General features: G+C 38.5%; 15 protein-coding genes. 1 reads left to right on the top strand and 14 read right to left on the bottom strand.

What is annotated here, in order from left to right; translation table 11 throughout:
* Positions 1–75: 75 nt before the first annotated feature.
* From purF to purE, 3 genes are read right to left on the bottom strand one after another with little or no spacing between them, the layout of a single operon-like run.
* Complete coding sequence (purF, locus tag BN6559_RS17810; RefSeq protein ID WP_110955988.1) at positions 76–1,506, bottom strand: amidophosphoribosyltransferase; 1,431 nt, start codon at positions 1,504–1,506, stop codon at positions 76–78.
* Complete coding sequence (gene purC, locus BN6559_RS17805) at positions 1,503–2,213, bottom strand: phosphoribosylaminoimidazolesuccinocarboxamide synthase (RefSeq protein WP_110955987.1); 711 nt, start codon at positions 2,211–2,213, stop codon at positions 1,503–1,505. The genes purF and purC overlap by 4 nt, the downstream gene beginning before the upstream one ends.
* A gap of 60 nt (positions 2,214–2,273) precedes the next feature.
* Positions 2,274–2,759 carry a 5-(carboxyamino)imidazole ribonucleotide mutase gene (purE, locus tag BN6559_RS17800; RefSeq protein WP_110955986.1) on the bottom strand — a complete coding sequence of 162 codons (486 nt, stop codon included), beginning with the start codon at positions 2,757–2,759 and terminating at the stop codon, positions 2,274–2,276.
* A 470-nt stretch (positions 2,760–3,229) separates the two neighbouring features.
* On the opposite strand from purE, the gene uvsE reads away from it, so the two are divergent.
* The gene (gene uvsE, locus BN6559_RS17795; protein WP_110955985.1) at positions 3,230–4,183 is read left to right on the top strand and encodes a UV DNA damage repair endonuclease UvsE; all 954 of its coding nucleotides are present in this window, start codon (positions 3,230–3,232) and stop codon (positions 4,181–4,183) included.
* A 123-nt stretch (positions 4,184–4,306) separates the two neighbouring features.
* Here uvsE and BN6559_RS17790 read toward each other — a convergent pair whose 3' ends face one another.
* From BN6559_RS17790 to fdrA, 11 genes are all read right to left on the bottom strand, one after another.
* Complete coding sequence (locus tag BN6559_RS17790) at positions 4,307–5,404, bottom strand: M48 family metallopeptidase (RefSeq protein ID WP_110955984.1); 1,098 nt, start codon at positions 5,402–5,404, stop codon at positions 4,307–4,309.
* Between the two features lie 255 nt (positions 5,405–5,659).
* On the bottom strand, positions 5,660–5,896 hold the full coding sequence (locus BN6559_RS17785; protein ID WP_110955983.1) for a hypothetical protein: 237 nt from the start codon (positions 5,894–5,896) through the stop codon (positions 5,660–5,662).
* A gap of 466 nt (positions 5,897–6,362) precedes the next feature.
* The gene (locus BN6559_RS17780) at positions 6,363–6,557 is read right to left on the bottom strand and encodes a 4-fold beta flower protein (protein ID WP_110955982.1); all 195 of its coding nucleotides are present in this window, start codon (positions 6,555–6,557) and stop codon (positions 6,363–6,365) included.
* A 239-nt stretch (positions 6,558–6,796) separates the two neighbouring features.
* The gene (locus BN6559_RS17775) at positions 6,797–8,065 is read right to left on the bottom strand and encodes an MFS transporter (protein ID WP_110955981.1); all 1,269 of its coding nucleotides are present in this window, start codon (positions 8,063–8,065) and stop codon (positions 6,797–6,799) included.
* 67 nt (positions 8,066–8,132) lie between these two features.
* Positions 8,133–9,362: a pyridoxal-phosphate-dependent aminotransferase family protein gene (locus BN6559_RS17770; RefSeq protein ID WP_110955980.1), complete on the bottom strand. Its 1,230-nt coding sequence runs from the start codon at positions 9,360–9,362 to the stop codon at positions 8,133–8,135.
* 390 nt (positions 9,363–9,752) lie between these two features.
* Positions 9,753–10,691, bottom strand: coding sequence for a carbamate kinase (arcC, locus tag BN6559_RS17765; RefSeq protein ID WP_110955979.1), 939 nt, complete (start codon positions 10,689–10,691; stop codon positions 9,753–9,755).
* A 42-nt stretch (positions 10,692–10,733) separates the two neighbouring features.
* On the bottom strand, positions 10,734–11,516 hold the full coding sequence (gene allE, locus BN6559_RS17760) for a (S)-ureidoglycine aminohydrolase (protein WP_110955978.1): 783 nt from the start codon (positions 11,514–11,516) through the stop codon (positions 10,734–10,736).
* Positions 11,513–12,781: an MFS transporter gene (locus tag BN6559_RS17755; RefSeq protein ID WP_110955977.1), complete on the bottom strand. Its 1,269-nt coding sequence runs from the start codon at positions 12,779–12,781 to the stop codon at positions 11,513–11,515. Before BN6559_RS17755 ends, allE begins: the two co-directional genes overlap by 4 nt.
* A gap of 24 nt (positions 12,782–12,805) precedes the next feature.
* On the bottom strand, positions 12,806–14,029 hold the full coding sequence (gene allC, locus BN6559_RS17750; protein ID WP_110955976.1) for an allantoate deiminase: 1,224 nt from the start codon (positions 14,027–14,029) through the stop codon (positions 12,806–12,808).
* A gap of 3 nt (positions 14,030–14,032) precedes the next feature.
* A complete protein-coding gene (locus BN6559_RS17745; RefSeq protein ID WP_110955975.1) occupies positions 14,033–14,893 on the bottom strand; it encodes a DUF2877 domain-containing protein in 861 nt (286 codons plus the stop codon).
* Complete coding sequence (gene fdrA / locus BN6559_RS17740) at positions 14,877–17,882, bottom strand: bifunctional FdrA/YlbE family protein (RefSeq protein ID WP_110955974.1); 3,006 nt, start codon at positions 17,880–17,882, stop codon at positions 14,877–14,879. The genes BN6559_RS17745 and fdrA overlap by 17 nt, the downstream gene beginning before the upstream one ends.

The raw sequence follows: 17,882 nt of genomic DNA, 5'->3' as shown, positions 1-17,882 counted from the left end.
GCAACTTTTCTAAGAGCCACATTATCCATAACAATTTTGTTATGGATAATGTGGACTATCATTTATTTTATTTATTTAGCATTTTTGCTCGAATACATATTTATCTGAACCATCAATATCTATGGATGGCGTATCACCAGGATAAGCACTATTAAAACATGCATAGCACATGTCTTCACAATTTACTTTAGATACACATTTTTTCAAGCCTTCAATCGACAAGAAATGTAGAGAGTCTGCGCCTATATATGCACGGATTTCATCCACCGTTTTAGATGCAGCAATTAATTCTTTACGAGCAGAAGTATCTATGCCATAGAAACAAGGATACCCGATCGGGGGAGAACTAATGCACATATGAACCGCAGTTGCGCCAGCAGATTTTAACATGCGAACAATTTTACCGCTTGTCGTTCCACGCACAATGGAATCATCGACCAAGATAACAGATTTACCATTCACCACGGACTTAATTGCATTCAATTTTAATCGAACACTCGTATCTCGTTTCTTTTGCGTTGGTTGAATAAACGTACGCCCAATATAACGATTTTTTAGCAGTCCCTCTTTAAAAGGAATGCCTGCTTCATAAGCAAAGCCCGTTGCCGCAGTTGTACCGGAATCCGGAACAGAGATTACGATATCTGCTTTAAATCCGCTTTCTCTCGCAAGTACTTTTCCCATTTCAAAACGAGCTTCATGAACACTTTGTCCATCAATTACGCTGTCCGGACGAGCAAAATAAATATATTCAAATACGCAAGAAGCACGTTTCGTTACTTCTGCAAATTGATAAGATTTTAACCCATGCTCATCAATTACAACCATTTCACCTGGTTCTATATCACGAATAAATTCCGCACCAACTGTATCAAGTGCACAAGATTCTGAGGAAAGCACCCAAGAGTCGCCCATTTTCCCAACGCAAAGCGGTCTAAAACCTTGCGGGTCACGCGCACCAATGAGTTTCGATTCTGTCATAATCGTCAGGCAATACGCCCCTTTAATTTGAACTAAACTTTCCATGATCTTCTCTTCTATCGTTGATTTTCGCGATCTTGCAATTAAATTGACAAAAACTTCACTGTCAATAGAAGTCTGAAAAACGGTTCCTTGTTCTTCTAAATCACGTCTGATTTCAGTCGCATTTGTAAGATTGCCATTATGCGCTAAACTGATTTTCCCACCAGAATAGTTTACTAATAATGGCTGCGTATTTGCTAATAAGCTAGAGCCTGTTGTTGAATAACGAACATGACCAATTGCGATATACTGATTATCCATATGTGGAATCTGATGGCGAAACACTTCATTTACAAGTCCCATGCCACGTGTTACGTCCATCCAAGAACCATCTGTAATTGCGATACCGGCACTTTCTTGTCCTCTATGCTGCAGCGCATAAAGCCCCAAATACGTATGCATCGCAACATCTTCTTCGCGAGAATAAATACCAAATACACCGCATTCTTCTTTCAACTTATCTTGTTCTAAGTCTATGATCATCTAACCTCTCCTGTTAATCTGTGTAATACTTCTTTATACGCATCTTCAACATTGCCTAAGTCACGACGGAATCTATCTTTATCTAATTTTTCATGCGTTACAGTATCCCAGAAACGACAATTATCTGGAGATATTTCATCACCTAAAATTACTTTTCCTTTATACATACCAAATTCTAATTTAAAATCGATTAATTCAATATTTTTTGTTGCAAGATATTTGGATAAGATTTCATTCACTTGAAGCCCCATCTGTTCTAACGCATCAATCTGTTCTTGTGTAGCAAGGCCTAATGCCTTAATGTGGAAATGATTGATCATCGGATCATTTAAATCATCACGTTTGTAATAAAGTTCGACAATTGGAGTTGACATTTTGGTGCCTTCTTCTAAACCAAGGCGAGTTGCCAAACTGCCAGCGGCAATATTTCTCATCACAACTTCTAATGGGATAATATCCAATTTCTTTACTAACATCTCACGGTCACTTGGCATACTAATGTAATGATTTTCAATACCGTTTTTTGTTAACAATTCAAAGAAAAATGCAGAAATTTTATTATTCATGATTCCTTTTTCAAGAATCTTGCCTTTTTTTGCACCATTACCTGCTGTTGCATCATCTTTATAATACACCAATAATTCATCTGGGTTTTCAGTTGCAAACATTTGTTTTGCTTTGCCTTCATATAATGGTTTCTTTTCCATGAGTAATAGCCTCCCCAATTTTCAATTAAAATTTTATAAAATATGAATGAACTCCACTACCTATAATTGCGCAGCTACCTTAGCCGCTTTTTGCTCAACCTCTTCTGCCATCTGCTTACGATGCGCCGCTAATTTAGCTTGAAGTTCAGGAGCATTGACAGCTAAGATCTGCGTTGCAAAAATTGCCGCATTTTTAGCACCATTTACTGCCATAGTAGCAACAGGAATGCCAGATGGCATTTGTACTGTACTTAAAAGTGCATCCAGGCCATTTAACGATGTAGCATTAATTGGTACACCAATGACAGGCAATGTCGTTAAACTTGCTATAACGCCCCCTAAGTGAGCGGCTGCACCGGCAGCTGATATAAAAACACCAATCCCACGTTCACTTGCAGAAGTTACATAATCATGTACTTTTGCCGGCGTGCGATGTGCGGAAGCAACTACGACTTCACTTTCTATGCCAAATTGTTTTAGAAGTTCTGCTGCCGGTTTTAAAATCGGCCAATCAGAATCACTTCCCATGATAATGGCTACTTTCATTTGTCAATCATCTCTCCTAACTTGCGCTGAATAAATATATTTCACTTGACATAAATCAAGTAAAGCAACAAATTTAAATTATGTAAATAATTTATAATTTATGGACTAAAATACCATTTGCTTCTGATAACTCATTCGACTCCGACATGATGCCGGAGTCGAATGAGACATATAGTTTTAACTTACAAAGTATTTGGGGAAATAATTTTACAGCCGAAATAAAAATTAGCCTATAAACACATCTTGTTTACGGCACTATTGATACTCGACTGCAATCGACAAGCTTGACTTTCTAAACAGTTCATATTTATCTTTTCAAACTATATAAAATTTATTCAATTACTCTATAATAATAGCAAATTTTTTAAAAGGCTGTCAACGAATTTTGCATTATTTTGTTTACATGTGTACAACATAATATTTAACTTGGATTTAAATTGAAAATTTTCTTATTAAAGGAGTAATATGGAATGATCATTCGTTTCGGTTATGTGGCAATGGCACTTAATATTTTAGATGGTTCACCAAATAAAACAATTACACATACAAATCTTATGAAACTGCATGAACAAAAAGATCGTTTGGCAAGATTAAGAAGAATTACAAAAACAAATTTGGAGTGTCTGCTACGCGTTCTAAAATATAACGCCTTTAGCAACATTCACGTTTTCCGAATTACTTCTAAATTAATACCTTTAGCAACACATCCTGTAACAGCAGATTGGGACTATATCGGAGAATTCAAAGATGAATTGACCAATATAGGGAAGTATATTCATCAAAACAATATGCGTGTAAGTGCGCATCCCGATCATTTTACATTACTGAATACGCCTAATGAAACAGTTTTTCAAACAAGCGTTGCAACACTTACTTACCACGCTAAATTATTTCAAACGATGGGATTAGATGATTCTGCAAAACTCGTGCTTCATATTGGCGGTCTATACGGGGACAAACCTTCCGCACTAAAACGCTTTCATATGAATTTCGAAAAACTTCCTGATTCTATAAAAAATAGAATCATCATCGAAAATGACGACAAAGTTTTTACAGCAGAAGATGCTTTACAAATGTCCACCCTAATAAATGCGCCTGTAGTATTTGACGTACATCATCACAACTGCTGCAATACCGGGGAATCTCTTGAGGCTTTATGGCCAAGACTAATAAAAACCTGGCGTGGCTCTACCCCCAAAGTTCACTTTTCCAGCCCTAGAAGTGAAAAAAGCTTTCGGGCACATGCAGACTTTATTGAAGCGCAAGAATTTTATGCATTTGTGCAGCAAGTAAAAATTTTCAACTGCGATTTTGATGTGATGATCGAGGCCAAGCAAAAAGATATCGCATTATTTAAATTAATGACCGACTTAAAAGATATTTTTAAAATTCGCATAATAGATGACGCTACAATTGAAATCTAACGATCTGTAACCAATCATTTTTATCCAACAACTTTTCCCCGAATCAACAAAATAAAGGATGCTGTAAATTAATACAACATCCCCATCTAAGATACGTAGCAGCTTTTGTTATGTATCTTATTTTTATTTAATTTTATTTAGAATATCCACTAACTCATCTGCATTTGGTTCATCTGCATTCGGAATAACAATTTCTTGTTCACCCATTTTTACGATACCATGTTCAACATAAGCCTCTGGAATTGTGTCATTGTTACGGTATACTGCTGCGAGATTTCCAGCAACTAAATAACTCCGCTCCATCCCACTCATCGAATCATTGGCTGTCGTCTGCATAAATACACTGTCTCTTATTTTAATGACGCTGTCTTCAACCAGAACATGGGATTTACTGTATTCGGTTAACTTCTTGGCATAATTATCGCGCCGAGCCTGATTTGTAGGATGATCAGACGGTGAAAATATTTCTCCAACAAAATTTGTTGAGGATTCGCCCATTTTTTCAATTACTTTTTGCCAAGTAGCTGCACCCGCACCAGGGTTATATCCAGCCTGTACAGCATAATCAAACGCGAGGTTGTCAGCTTCCCATTCTTGTGGCTTTGTAATTCCGTTTGCTGTCGCATAATTTCCTATTACATTGGTGAGTAGCTGCGAAGCATTATCTTGATTTTGTGCTTTATACAACTGCGTTAAAACATTCAATGGCACTGACTTTTGATAGCCCTTAATCGGGTGCCCTTTTTGCCCATGCGCCATCTCATGGGCTACAACAACAGCGACTTCATCTTCATTATGATTTAATAAGGTAAACAGACCTTTATTTACACTAAGGTTATGCCCAATCGTACAAAAAGCATTAAAGGTTGTTTGGGGATTAACAAAATAGTTATATGGTTTTTCAAGAACTGATGCATCCGTCTGCGCAATAGAGGAAGAAAGTCTCGTCACAACATCTTCCAGGATTTCATTTAATTCTGGATCGTCACTTACGCCTTCTTTTTCTTTGATCTGCTCGAAATATTTATCTCTACCATCATTATCATAATATTTTAGCTGCCGATTGAAATACTCATACTGAACAGCTGTACCAAGCAAAACTTCTGTTATACTCGCGGCTTCAACTTTGGGTGAAAGCCCTGCACTTAAAGGTACCAAAAGGCAACATGCCATGATCCCTATTCTTACAATAAATTGTTTGTAAGAAAACTCCTTCTTCATCCTTTTCCTGCACCCCTTTATGCGCTATACCTTCATAATAAACTCGTATTTATTTTATACACAATATTATTTCTCAAAAAAATTGCAAAATCCTGCTTTATTTGTAAAACTAATGTCAGATACCATAAATTACATTCTAACTATATCATAATCGCAAATATGATCGCATGCATTCATCCAATACATTCCTTTTGATAGACACGATATTTTCAAACTCTATTTATAATACCAGATAGAATACGTTAATGAGAAAAGTTACGCACTTTTTTCGCCGTGGTTTATTATGGTTTCATCGGCTTCATGATGAAAGTCTAAAATTTTATTCACAATATCTATATTTTCTTTTCCATAAATAATCATAAATTTGTTTTCACTGTTTTGACGTTTCCATGTGATCTCCATCCAATATTCTCCCGCAGCAATATCACTGGGCATCCATGCTTCTTTACACATGATTTCAACTTCTTGAATACAATTCATATAATGTAACATAATATCCTCCTAAAATTCATCATTTTCAGAATATTCATTTCTTTTTATATTATAACCACAAAAAATAAAACTATAATTTAGATTTTCAATTAACGATATATATCATACTATTATATATATTTATTATAAAATTCGTTAAAATCACGCAAAATCCTTCCATCCATTTTTTTAAATTATAAAGAAAATAGAGCATCCATTAGCGATGCTCTTCCAGACTGTAGACAAATCCTATATTTATATTGATAGCTTAGAAACCACCGAAATTTGTTCCACTTATAAACTAGTACAAAGATAGGTTGCCGGTTGGTGAAAAGTGCTTAGATGCTAGGCACAGTAAGGGGTTGTGAAGGAGTCGTACTTCTGTACGTCGACGAGCAGCAACTTGCTGTAACGACGCAGATGAGTGCTTTTCACCGACCCGCTGCCTATCTGTCCACAGTTTGTCTACACGCTGAAAGAGCATCCATCACAGATGCTCTTCAATATCCTCTCGCCAAATAAAGGCTTCACCATTTTCTATTTGACCAATATACTTTGCCGAATTTAGGGCATAAATTCCATCATCGCTTGTATAAGCAATTGCATTGCCACTTACATCGTATACATAATTGCCATTAATCCAAGCAACATGCTGCCCATTGGTACTAAAAACAGGTTGCATATCTTTCACCCCTATATATCTTATGTCATCATAGTGCAAACGGTTTATTTGACCTCGATAAATAGTAAAATTTCTTTTATATCCAGTTTCAAATGCTCACAAATGTGACAATCAGAAATAACTAAAACAAGCAGGGAAACTAGAAAATCTAGTCTCCCTGCTCCATACTGTAAACAAAATAAAATGTTTATCGACAAGCATCACATGGCAGCAACAACGCAGATGCGTGTTTCTCACCTCTAATTTTCAATTGCTTTATTACTTACAGTTAATGCAACTAAAACCGAAGCTACAGCTGCTGCAATCAAGAACATAAATGCCATATCAAATGCCCCCTGGTTTGCATCAATGAGATACCCCATTGCAAACGGTGATATAAAGCCGGCAACCTGACCACCAAAATTAACCGTTCCAGAACTAGCGCCCATAATTTCTGGGGGAATTGCATCGATAACCAATCCCCAAAAAGCTGCAAACGCTAAAAACATAAATAAAGAAGAAATGCACTGAAACACCACAGCCCAATCTGCAGAAGTTACACTATAGGTAAAATACAAAAAAACTGCTGCAATCAATGTATTAGGAATAAAGAGCCATTTTCGAGACCCTTTAAACCGATCGGATAAGTATCCTCCAATCAGCATACCCACTGTGCCAACAAAAAACGGTAATGATCCAAGAATACCCGTTTTTATGATAGAAAAGCCGCGAACTTTCATTAAATAAGATGGCAGCCATGAAACAAATCCCCAAAAAGTAATATCAAATAAGAACCAGATCAGCACCATCTGCCATAATATCCGCATCTTCAAAAATTCTTTAAACTGTATATTTACTTTTGGTTTATTTTCCTTTTCAGCAGGACTGTCATCCAACTCTCTTAATTCAGCCTCTGTGATATGCGGATGATGAAGTGGATTGTCTTTAATGTACCAAAAAATCAATAAGCTAATTAAAATACCTGGTATGCCCAAACCAATAAAAACCATTCTCCAACCGAAAGCGGCGATAATACTTGCTGCTACTAACGAGGCAATCGCTGGGCCTAATGTATTAACCGAGGCTTGGATCGCAGTTGCAGTAGCTCTTTCACGTGAAGGAAAATACGTAGCAATTGTTTTCCATGATGAACCAGGAAAGCATCCCTCTCCCACACCAAATACAAATCGACAAAGTAACAAAATGGGATAGGAAAAAACCATACCTGTAAGACTTGTAAAGATAGACCACCAAGCAATCGCAAAGGCCATGATTCTTTTAGGTCCAAATCTATCGGCCAACATTCCACCTGGTATTTGAAATAAAGCATAACCGGCAAAAAAGGCGCTTAAAATCATTCCTTGTGAAGCTGCATCTAATTGGAATTCTTCACCGATAAATGGTAAAGCTACACTGACTACCATTCGATCTAAAAAAGAAAATAACCATCCTAACCAGAGTATACTTAAAACAGAGTATCTTACCCTCCAACGAGATTGTTTCTTCTGTGAAATAGAGTGTGCGTCCATGTCAATTCCTCCTACTTAAAATTGTAGCAATCATAACTGTATAATGAACACGTATATTCTCTTTACATTAATCTCGCTCACCTTGATAAATATCAAGGGCAGCCTGGACGGCACAACCTACATGAAGGTTTGCTTTATGTCTTAATAACACGGCTTCTAATGCGCCAAGAACATGCAAAATATTTTTCTTTCTGCAACTATACCCCATCGTACCAATACGCCATATTTTTCCTTTCAATGGACCAAATGAACTTGCAATCTCAATTTCAAAATCTTGTAATAACATAGACCGAACAGATTCTCCGTCAATGCCTTCCGGAATTTCAACGGATGTAACTACAGGCAATTTATTCGCTCCATCACCATATAAGTTAAGTCCCATTGCTTTCAGCCCAGCGATAAGTGCTTTTTCATGGAATTTATGTCTGGTAAATCTGTTTTCAAGACCTTCTTCCAATACAATTCTTAGGCCTTCACGCAATGCATAGATCATAGAAGTGGCTTCTGTATGATGATTTAAGCGAACAGGGCTCCAATAATCCATCAATTGACTAAGATCAAAATAATTGCTACGGATTAAACGAGTTTGGACAACATTTCCTGCGGCTGGATCTACTAAACCTTGTTCCACTTTTTTACGCTGCAATAGGATTTTTTCCACTCTGTCATTAAACGTGATCGGTGCCATCCCCGAAGGTACAGATAAACATTTTTGTGTACCGCCAATCGCTGCATCAATGTTCCATTCATCTACTTTTACAGCAGTTCCGCCCAGCGTTGCAACAGCATCTACTACAAATAATATATCTAAAGCCCGACAAGCAGCTCCGATTTCTGCCAATGGCTGCATGCAGCCGGTTGAGGTTTCACCATGCACCATAGCAACAATTTTAGGCTTCACTTTTTTAATTTCTTCAATCACAACTTCTGGTGAAAAAACTTGTCCCCAAGTCGTTTCTATCGTCACAACCTCTGCACCATATCTTTGTGCGATTTCCACAAACAGATGCCCAAATCTACCATAAATCGGAACTAGCACTACATCACCAGGTTCAATTAAACTGGCAAGTACAGCTTCAAGTCCTGCCCGAGAAGTCCCGTCAATCGGAAAAGCCCATTTATTTTTCGTTTGAAAAACTTCTCTTAACATCTCCATTGTTTGATTCATAATATTCGTAAATTCTGGATCGAATTGTCCTACGATCGGCGTACACATGGCTCTAAGCACACGTGGGTCCGCCTCAACAGGTCCTGGTGTCATAATAGTACGCAATGTAACGTTAAGATCTTTATACATGTATCATATCCCTTTCTACTGCCGATTGGCTCTATTTTAATGCTTGCATAATGCAGCACAATTTTCTAATTGAAAACCATTCTCTATGAAATTCTTTATCAAAGTCAAAAATCCTCTATACCGCAGGATAACCACCCATGAAAGCGGGTGGCTCCAAACTGCAGACAAAATAAAATATTTTGTCGATGAATCGATAAAACTAACTCCGTTCCACTTATAAACTGGCACGAAGATAGGCCGCCGGTTGGTGAGAAGTGTTCAGATGCTAGGCACAGTAGGTGTTCCGAAGGAGTCGTACTTCATGTACGTCGACGAGCAGCACCTTACTGTAACGACGCAGATGAGCGCTTATCACCGACCCGCGATCTGTCTGTCCACGATTTTTTTATCTCAGCTTAAGCAGATAATTGTTCCATCACCCTCAGTGACTGCTTTATGGGCATTTTCTAAAGATGTAATAATGGCTTCTCTGCCTTTTCCCGCTCTAATAAATTTAATTGCCGCTTCGACTTTTGGCAACATAGAACCCGGCGCAAAATGTCCTTCTTTTATATATTGTTCAGCTTCATCTACAGTGATCCGCGACAACCATTTTTGATTCGGTTTGCCAAAATGAATCGCAACACGAGGTACTGCAGTCAAAACAATAAACGTATCCGCATCGATAACATCAGCAAGCTTCGCGGCCGCCTTATCTTTATCAATGACCGCATCTACACTGTGAAGCATACCATTTTCCTGATACACAGGAATTCCGCCGCCGCCGCAGGCAATCACAAGATCGCCATTTTCCATCAGGCAGCGAATCGTTCCTTTTTCTTTAATATCAATCGGTTCTGGTGATGGAACAACACGCCGAAATCCTCTTCCTGAATCCTCAACAAAGGTATAGCCGCGTTCTTTTTCTATCTCTTTTGCTGTTTCTTCTGAATAGAAAAGTCCAACTGGTTTCGTCGGATGCTCAAAAGCTGCATCGTGCGGATCGACAATCACTTGCGTAATTGCTGTTGAAACATGTGTCGTCATCCCTTGTTCAACGAACATATTTTGCAAAGCATTTTGTAAATGAAATCCAATATACCCTTGACTCATCGCCGCACATTCAGCAAATGGCATCGCGGAAACTTTTGAATTCTCTTTATATGCAAGTTCAAACGCCAAATTAATCATGCCAACTTGCGGTCCGTTCCCATGGACAATAACGATTTTATAGCCATCTTTAACGAGACTGACAATATGTTTTCCAGCAGCCATCACTGCTTCTTTTTGCTCAATCGGAGTGTTGCCCAGCGCATTTCCGCCTAAAGCAATTACGACTTGTTTGCCCATTTCGATTCTCCTCTTTATCTATCTTACCTGTCTTCGACAAATTTAAAGTATTGCATCACGATTACAATCTTTTGAATAGACATATGCAAAAGATTCATCGCGTCCCACAGCATAGCAAGCCTGTAAACAATACGCGCCCATAAAAATATAGTCACCTTTTTTCACTGGAATCCATTCATTATCCAGATTATACATGCCTTGTCCGCTCAGGCAATAAGCACCATGTTCTTGCACATGGGTTTCAATATAGCCATGTGATGCACCCGGTTTAAAACTAAGAATATGAAAATTACAGTCAAAAGCCAAATCTTTTGGTAAAAAGTCTTTGACTAAAACATCCTCCATACCCTCATAAATTGTCCATTCCATATCTTCTGTATTTCCTGTAACAACATACGGCTGAGTTCCTTCTAATCGTGTATAACGGCGTTTATACATAAACGCTTTTACTTCCTTACCGCTTTTGTTCTGAAAATAAAGTTTCGTACCTGGCGGGCAGTAAATAAAGCCCCCTTTAGCCAAGGAATAGGACGCTTCATCAGCTTTCACTTCCAAACTGCCTTCTATTAAATAGAATAAAGTTTCGATATCTGCCTCGCCAAAGCCTAATTCATTCTTTCCAACGGCGTGAATCGTAACAAGATAATCTACGAAACTAGCGCCCAGTTTTGGCGATCCGAGAATCGTAACATCACAATTTTCAAAACCGGGAATCACATTTTTCACTAAACCATCCGGCTCAAGCACTGCATAATTTTTCTTAACGATGGATCGATTGAGTAAAAGGTCTTTTCTATATCCGACAACATCATTCAGATAACTCACGCGGAAGCACCTTCTTTATCTAGACTCTTTGTTCTGGAGTTCGTCATATAGAATACAACTGCACCAATGAGTAATAAAATAGCCCCAAGATAAAAGCCCCACACGCCTGAACCAGTTTGATCCATGATATACCCCGTAAGAGCAGGAGCTACAACAGAAGATGACATTCCGAAGAAATTAAAAGTTCCCAATGTTGTTGCCATCGTTTTCTTATCAGCTTGGTCAGACACATAGGAAATCAAAACTGGATCTACGGCCATTTTTCCTAAGAAACCGTATAAAAGTAAAACAACAACGAGGCTTGTTGTATCCGGTACAAACATAGAAACTGCGATCAAGACAAAAGCAGCAATTTCAAGGAAAAGAATAATCGCCGCTTTCTTGCCACGTTTTTTATCTGACAAGTTGGCAAAATATAAAGCACCCGGTACAGCAGTCACAGCAATCATCGATACAGTAAGACCGATCATACCACCTGTAATACCACGTTCAGCTTCAAGAAATTTTGGCAGCCAAGTTACGATCATATAGTAGGCATAGCAAGTTGTGAAATACAAGAAATAGCAAGTGACCAAAGAAGGACGGAACATTGAACCTTTAGATTCTTCTACCACCTCAGCAGATGCTTCTGCTTTATTGCTCGCCGTTGCAGCTGAAGGTGCAACTTTACTTGGTTCAATGATAACAAAGAAGAACCATAAAACAAGGAAGATCAACAGACACCCAGAAATAATCACCATAGTCTGCCATGGCAATCCCATCGTTTTAACGAAATAACTTGATCCCGTCATACCAAGAATCATCCCAAGTGCAGAGCCACTGTTTACAATTGCAGTTTGTAAACCTTTCTTTTCCTGCGGTACATGTTGTGATGTCAAGGAAAAAGCAGATCCATAATACGTTCCGCAACCAACACCGGCTAATACCGCTCCGATATAAATCGGCATAATGGATGTTGCCGACGCAATACTGAAAACACCAGCAGCAAAAATGATAAAACCGGGAATCAAGACTTTCTTCTGCCCAAATTTATCAACTAAATAACCAGACGGAATCTGTAGTGCCGTGTAACCAAAAAAATAACATGATGCAATAATACCCATAGCAGCGTTTGTTTGTTGTCCTATTGTAGCTTGAATTTCCGGATAAATCGGCGAAAGCATCGCTCTGTAAATCCAGATAATTGTCCAGCCCATGCAGAACGTAAATACGAGTCGTTTCCAATAGTTTTCCGGATATGATTTTGTTAAGGCTTGTGTGTTCATAAAAAACATCCTTTCATACTTATATTAATAAGCAAGTTCGTGTAGCGTATAAGCCAGCGTTTTAATTCCTTCACGAAGATCTTCGACTTTCGTGTCCTCGGCTGGATTATGGCTAATCCCCTTGATACTTGGAACAAAGATCATGCCTGTAGGAACACGCGGTGCAAATATTTGTGAATCATGACCGGCACCACTATGCATTACTTTATAGTTCATTTTCTTCTCTTGGCAAACGCGTTCAACAATTGCAACAACTTCTTTGTCCATGGATACAGGTTTTTCATTCATCCAATTATCGATCTCAATTGCAATGCCGCTTTTTTCAGCGATTTCTTTCATATCAGCTTCAAGTGCCGTTGTGAAAGCTTGCAGAAGTGTTTCATCTGTATGCCGGCAATCCATCGTAAATAAAGTCTCACCGGGAACAACATTCACTGTATTCGGTTTTGGTACAACTTTACCAAAGGTCAAGACCAATGGATCCCCTACAGCTTTTGCCTTATCAATCGAATGCGTTATGATGCGTGCCATACATTCAACGGTGTCCTTGCGATATCGCATGAGTGTCGTACCCGCATGGTTAGCTTCACCTTTGAGCGTAATATTATAGCGTTTCTGCCCAACAATTGAGTTTACTACGCCAACTGTGTAATTTTCCTCTTCAAGGAAATTTCCTTGTTCGATATGCAGTTCAATAAAAGCTTCAATATCTGTACGTTCTTTATGACTCTCAATAAAATCAAAACCACATTTACGCATAGCTTCCACGAAACCGATACCATCCGCATCTTTGATCGACTCGACTTCTTCTTTTTTTGCCAGACCAAAAATGTTTTTACTGCCCCAGAAAACATACGGGAAGCGAGAGCCTTCTTCCTCTGCCATCGAAATAATTTGAATACTTTTTTTCGGTTTACCGAAATTTTCAAGCAAATGTTTTACTGCAAGATACCCACCGAAGATTCCAAGTTGCCCATCCAGCTTTCCACCTTTGACAACGGTATCCACATGAGAACCTGTAGCGATTGTCTTTTCAGGAAACTCCGTTCCTTTTAACGTAGCGTATAGATTGCCTACACCGTCAAAATGACATTCCATTCCTAATTTTTCAAAACGCGCTTTCAAATCGTTTTGTGCCTTTAACCAACTTGGAGAATACAAAAGCCGTGTCGTGCCTGGTCCTTGTTCGTCACTAATTGAAGATAACCATTCCATTGTCTCTTGAACTTCATTCAACATAATGTCCATGCATTATCCCTCCCATTGATGTATTAAAAAATTTAATCCTAGTAAAAATCCAAACAAGGTATCACTTCCTGATGTATGTCCGAATGACTTGACTTGTTCTACCTTTTTTTGTATTTGCTCTGTTTCTCCATGATCTAATAACTTTACAAGCTGTATACAAGATTCACTCACATACCCTTGCAATAACGCATTAAGATATGCCACACTTATCATCGTCGTCGATTCATTGGTAACCGCAAATGCAAGCATTTGTTTCCACTGAGGGAAGTCCCCAAATAAGTGAATGCATAGCGTAAATCCCAGGAGAATATCATCGCCACTAGGCGTCAATCCTTTACCTCTGCCAGTAAAAAATCTTATGATGTCCAAATTTAAATTTAAATCGGCTTTATCAGACGTTGATAACAAAACTACATATTTCTTCGTTTTCTCATTCAACTCAATGCCAATTGATTGTTCAAACTGTATATTGGTTAGGTATTTATATAATGCAGTATCAGAAATTTTTTCAGCCTTACATTTTATTTGAGGAATTTTCAAATCAATTTCTTCTGCTTCTTCACTAGAAATTTTTATAATTTCCGCAAAACTATAAAAAATGAAATGATCCTCTTTCCGGATTACCATATCATCAATTTTCACAGTTTTAAGTATATGCAGCAATTTTTCTTCTTCTATATTGAATCCAAATGCAGATAACGGCGTTCCGCTGCGGCCGATATAAATCAGACGATCCTCAAATTGCAAATTCAGCCCTTGATTAAATTTACTGTGCACTTTACCAACGCAGTAATCCTTTAAATAGAAAGGCAATAGATTACTCTTTGCCTTTCTATTTTGCTGTTGTTTAGTCTTCTTCAACATAAATTCCTAGTTTTTTAGCATAAGCAACAATTGCTTTCTCAAAACAAGCAAGCGGTGCACGTACAGTTCCTGCTCCAATCTGACCTACGCCAGCATTTTTATGCGCAATTCCTGTGTTAATCAATGGCTCGATGCCAGTTTCCACTACTTTTCTTGCATCAATGCCTAAGCAAGCACCTTTGAAATCCCAAGTAGGAATACTCCAATTGGAGTTATTTGCAATACAAATCTTATCCATATCATTCGAAACTTTTAATGCATCATCAAAACCGCCTGCGCCGACAAACCTGGTAACGCCGGGCGCAGCTACCATTGCCATACCACCGACACCAACTGTTTCTGTGATTGCGCTGTCGCCGATATCCGGATTCGCATCCGTCTCTGCATACCCTGTAAAATATAAACCATTTGGTGTATTAACCGGTGCAGTAAACCATTCATCCCCCATACCGCTGATGCGTACACCAAAATTTTCTCCATTTCTCGACATGGTCGTAACGACCGTACCACGCGTAACCTTTCTTGCACAATCGACGATGGATTTACCTGCTGCCATCATAATATTTAAGAAGAATTGATCTGTATCTGCCAAGAATTTTATTACGCTGTACTTCTCTTTCTCGTCTATATCAAGTTCTACGATGAATGGGGTGATTTCTTTCAAGAAGATCAACGAAGCTGCTATATTTCTTTGATGGAACTCGTCACCCATTGTAATTGCTTTTGCAATGAGAACGTTGATGTTTAATCCACCTTCTTTTCGTTGTAACGCTTTAGACAATACCGGCGCCAAAGAATCTCTCATCCATTTTAATCTGGTAATTACTTCTTCGGAATAAGCACCGAATCTAAGCACTTTGCCGATTCCCTCATTCATGATGCAATAAGCAACTGAACCATCCAGCTTGTTATTCACAACGAATACCGGCATATTCCCTGAAGTGATGCCGCCCATAGGACCTACTGCATTTACATGGTGGCATGGCGTAAATTTGACTGCTCCACTTTCTAGTAAAGCCTTCGCACTCGCTTCATCTTCGGCCCAGCCTTCAAACAACACTGCACCAATACAAGATCCTTTCATCGGACCCGTCATATTTTTATATTCAATTGGCGGACCTGCGTGAAGCAACACTTTATCATTTAAAGCTTCAATCACTGATTTTGCCGGAACTACGTCAACCAAGAAAGGCTGTGAGCTCTTCATTTTGTCAATGACTTCTTGATTGCTTTGTTCTATTTCTTCCATCTTAGAAAGTTGATTCAAAATTTTAATCAGTTTTTTATTTCCACCTGCCGCTGGTTTCCAATCGTACTGTACGGTACTTCCACCATATGCCAAAATAGATTCTGTAAAACTGCTAAGTCCGATATTTACAATACGAGGTTTAGAGTTTAAAAGATCCATGATGCTTTCGCTGGCTTTTGGTAAGGCTTTCTTTTCTACTTTTCTTTCTACTACGTATTTGTCAGCTTCTTTAACTTCTATTCCCTTTAATTTGAGGGCAAGTCTAACTGCTTTTGCATTACTTTGGGCCACCAATACACCGGCTTCTTGCAATGTTTTTATTGATTTTTGATAACTTTGTGGATCATATTCCGTTCCGCAGACCGTTGCAACAAAATGAAGCTCTCTTCCATCATTTTTTGCAGTTTCTATAGCTCCTTTAATAGCTTCTGATAACACACCGGCCATATCAGGATGCGAACCATACCCTAATACGCAATCAAAGAGGATAACACCCGTATTGGCATCTTTTGCATATTCTTTGATTTTATTGATTCTAACTTCTGGATCAATCATCGGATGTGGCTTTCCTTGCGTATAGATATCATCGCCTAAATCCATGACTTCATATCCATTTGTGTTCAGTATATAGCCTTCTTTTTTTGATAATTTTCCAAGTTCGAGTGCCTCGGCGATCAACATGCCTGCTTCAGCAGCAAGCGTACCGCCTGAATACAAGCCTTTTACCGTTTTTTCTGTAGGCAACGGATTTTTCACTTCATATTCGATTGCTTCCATATAATTCGGTTTTACCGGTAAGTTTTGCGCAAGATCCACCGCAATCATCGCAGCTTCTTCCAAGGTATGTGCTAAATACACATTGCCTTCATGCTGCTCCGGTTTCTCACCCAAGAATATCGCGACTACAGGCTTGCTGACATTTTGTAATAACTCTACAATTTCATTTCTAACTGCCGGTGCCGGAGGTTTGGAAATAACAACGATTACATCCGTAGGATCATGTTGTTCAAGACCTAAAATTACATCACGAACGGTCGTCGCATTAACTGCTTCACTTAAATCACGTCCACCTGTTCCGATCGCATGAACAACGCCACCCCCAAGTCGGTCAATGATTGTAGTTACTTCCTGAATTCCCGTACCGGAAGCGCCAACAATACCAATATTGCCTGGTCTTACTACATTGGTAAACGCGATCGGAATACTGGAGATGATGCCTGTTCCACAGTCAGGCCCCATCAATAAAAGTCCTTTTTCATGTGCTTTTTTCTTAAGTCTGACTTCATCTTCTATAGAAATATTATCGGTAAAGGAAAATACATGTAAACCTTGGTCAAGCGCTTTTTCAATCTCATCGGCTGCATATTCGCCTGGAATAGAAAATAATGCTACATTGGCATCCGGCAATTCTTCAATCGCCGCTTCGATGCTTGTTACACTTTCAACGCTGTTTTTCTTTTTCTTAACCGCTAGGTCATTTAAAAATTTATCTGTCTCAGCCAAAACATTCTCAACATTTTTTTCATCCGCTGTTTCTAAGACAATGATCATATCACTTGGTGCTGCGCTTTCAGCCTCAACGGTAAGAAGTCCACTATTTTTAAGAATATCCTTATTGGCATCAGTTCCCATCATAATTGAACATTTTGTGATACCATGCAGGGTATTAATTGAATTTGTAAGTAACATAAGATTGATCGAATCTTGATAATTATTTTTCTTAATTACCGTATATAGCAT

The sequence above is a fragment of the Massilibacillus massiliensis genome (genome assembly GCF_900086705.1).
Lineage (GTDB): Bacteria > Bacillota > Negativicutes > FLKF01 > FLKF01 > Massilibacillus > Massilibacillus massiliensis.
This window is presented reverse-complemented; position numbering and strand designations above follow the sequence as displayed.

Excerpts from the sequence above, each read along its gene's own strand:
- purF (WP_110955988.1), bottom strand. The coding sequence starts at position 1,506 with ATGATCATAGACTTAGAACAAGATAAGTTGAAAGAAGAATGCGGTGTA.
- purC (WP_110955987.1), bottom strand. The coding sequence starts at position 2,213 with ATGGAAAAGAAACCATTATATGAAGGCAAAGCAAAACAAATGTTTGCA.
- purE (WP_110955986.1), bottom strand. The coding sequence starts at position 2,759 with ATGAAAGTAGCCATTATCATGGGAAGTGATTCTGATTGGCCGATTTTA.
- uvsE (WP_110955985.1), top strand. The coding sequence starts at position 3,230 with ATGATCATTCGTTTCGGTTATGTGGCAATGGCACTTAATATTTTAGAT.
- BN6559_RS17790 (WP_110955984.1), bottom strand. The coding sequence starts at position 5,404 with ATGAAGAAGGAGTTTTCTTACAAACAATTTATTGTAAGAATAGGGATC.
- BN6559_RS17785 (WP_110955983.1), bottom strand. The coding sequence starts at position 5,896 with ATGTTACATTATATGAATTGTATTCAAGAAGTTGAAATCATGTGTAAA.
- BN6559_RS17780 (WP_110955982.1), bottom strand. The coding sequence starts at position 6,557 with ATGCAACCTGTTTTTAGTACCAATGGGCAGCATGTTGCTTGGATTAAT.
- BN6559_RS17775 (WP_110955981.1), bottom strand. The coding sequence starts at position 8,065 with ATGGACGCACACTCTATTTCACAGAAGAAACAATCTCGTTGGAGGGTA.
- BN6559_RS17770 (WP_110955980.1), bottom strand. The coding sequence starts at position 9,362 with ATGTATAAAGATCTTAACGTTACATTGCGTACTATTATGACACCAGGA.
- arcC (WP_110955979.1), bottom strand. The coding sequence starts at position 10,691 with ATGGGCAAACAAGTCGTAATTGCTTTAGGCGGAAATGCGCTGGGCAAC.
- BN6559_RS17755 (WP_110955977.1), bottom strand. The coding sequence starts at position 12,781 with ATGAACACACAAGCCTTAACAAAATCATATCCGGAAAACTATTGGAAA.
- allC (WP_110955976.1), bottom strand. The coding sequence starts at position 14,029 with ATGGACATTATGTTGAATGAAGTTCAAGAGACAATGGAATGGTTATCT.
- BN6559_RS17745 (WP_110955975.1), bottom strand. The coding sequence starts at position 14,893 with ATGTTGAAGAAGACTAAACAACAGCAAAATAGAAAGGCAAAGAGTAAT.
- fdrA (WP_110955974.1), bottom strand. The coding sequence starts at position 17,882 with ATGCTATATACGGTAATTAAGAAAAATAATTATCAAGATTCGATCAAT.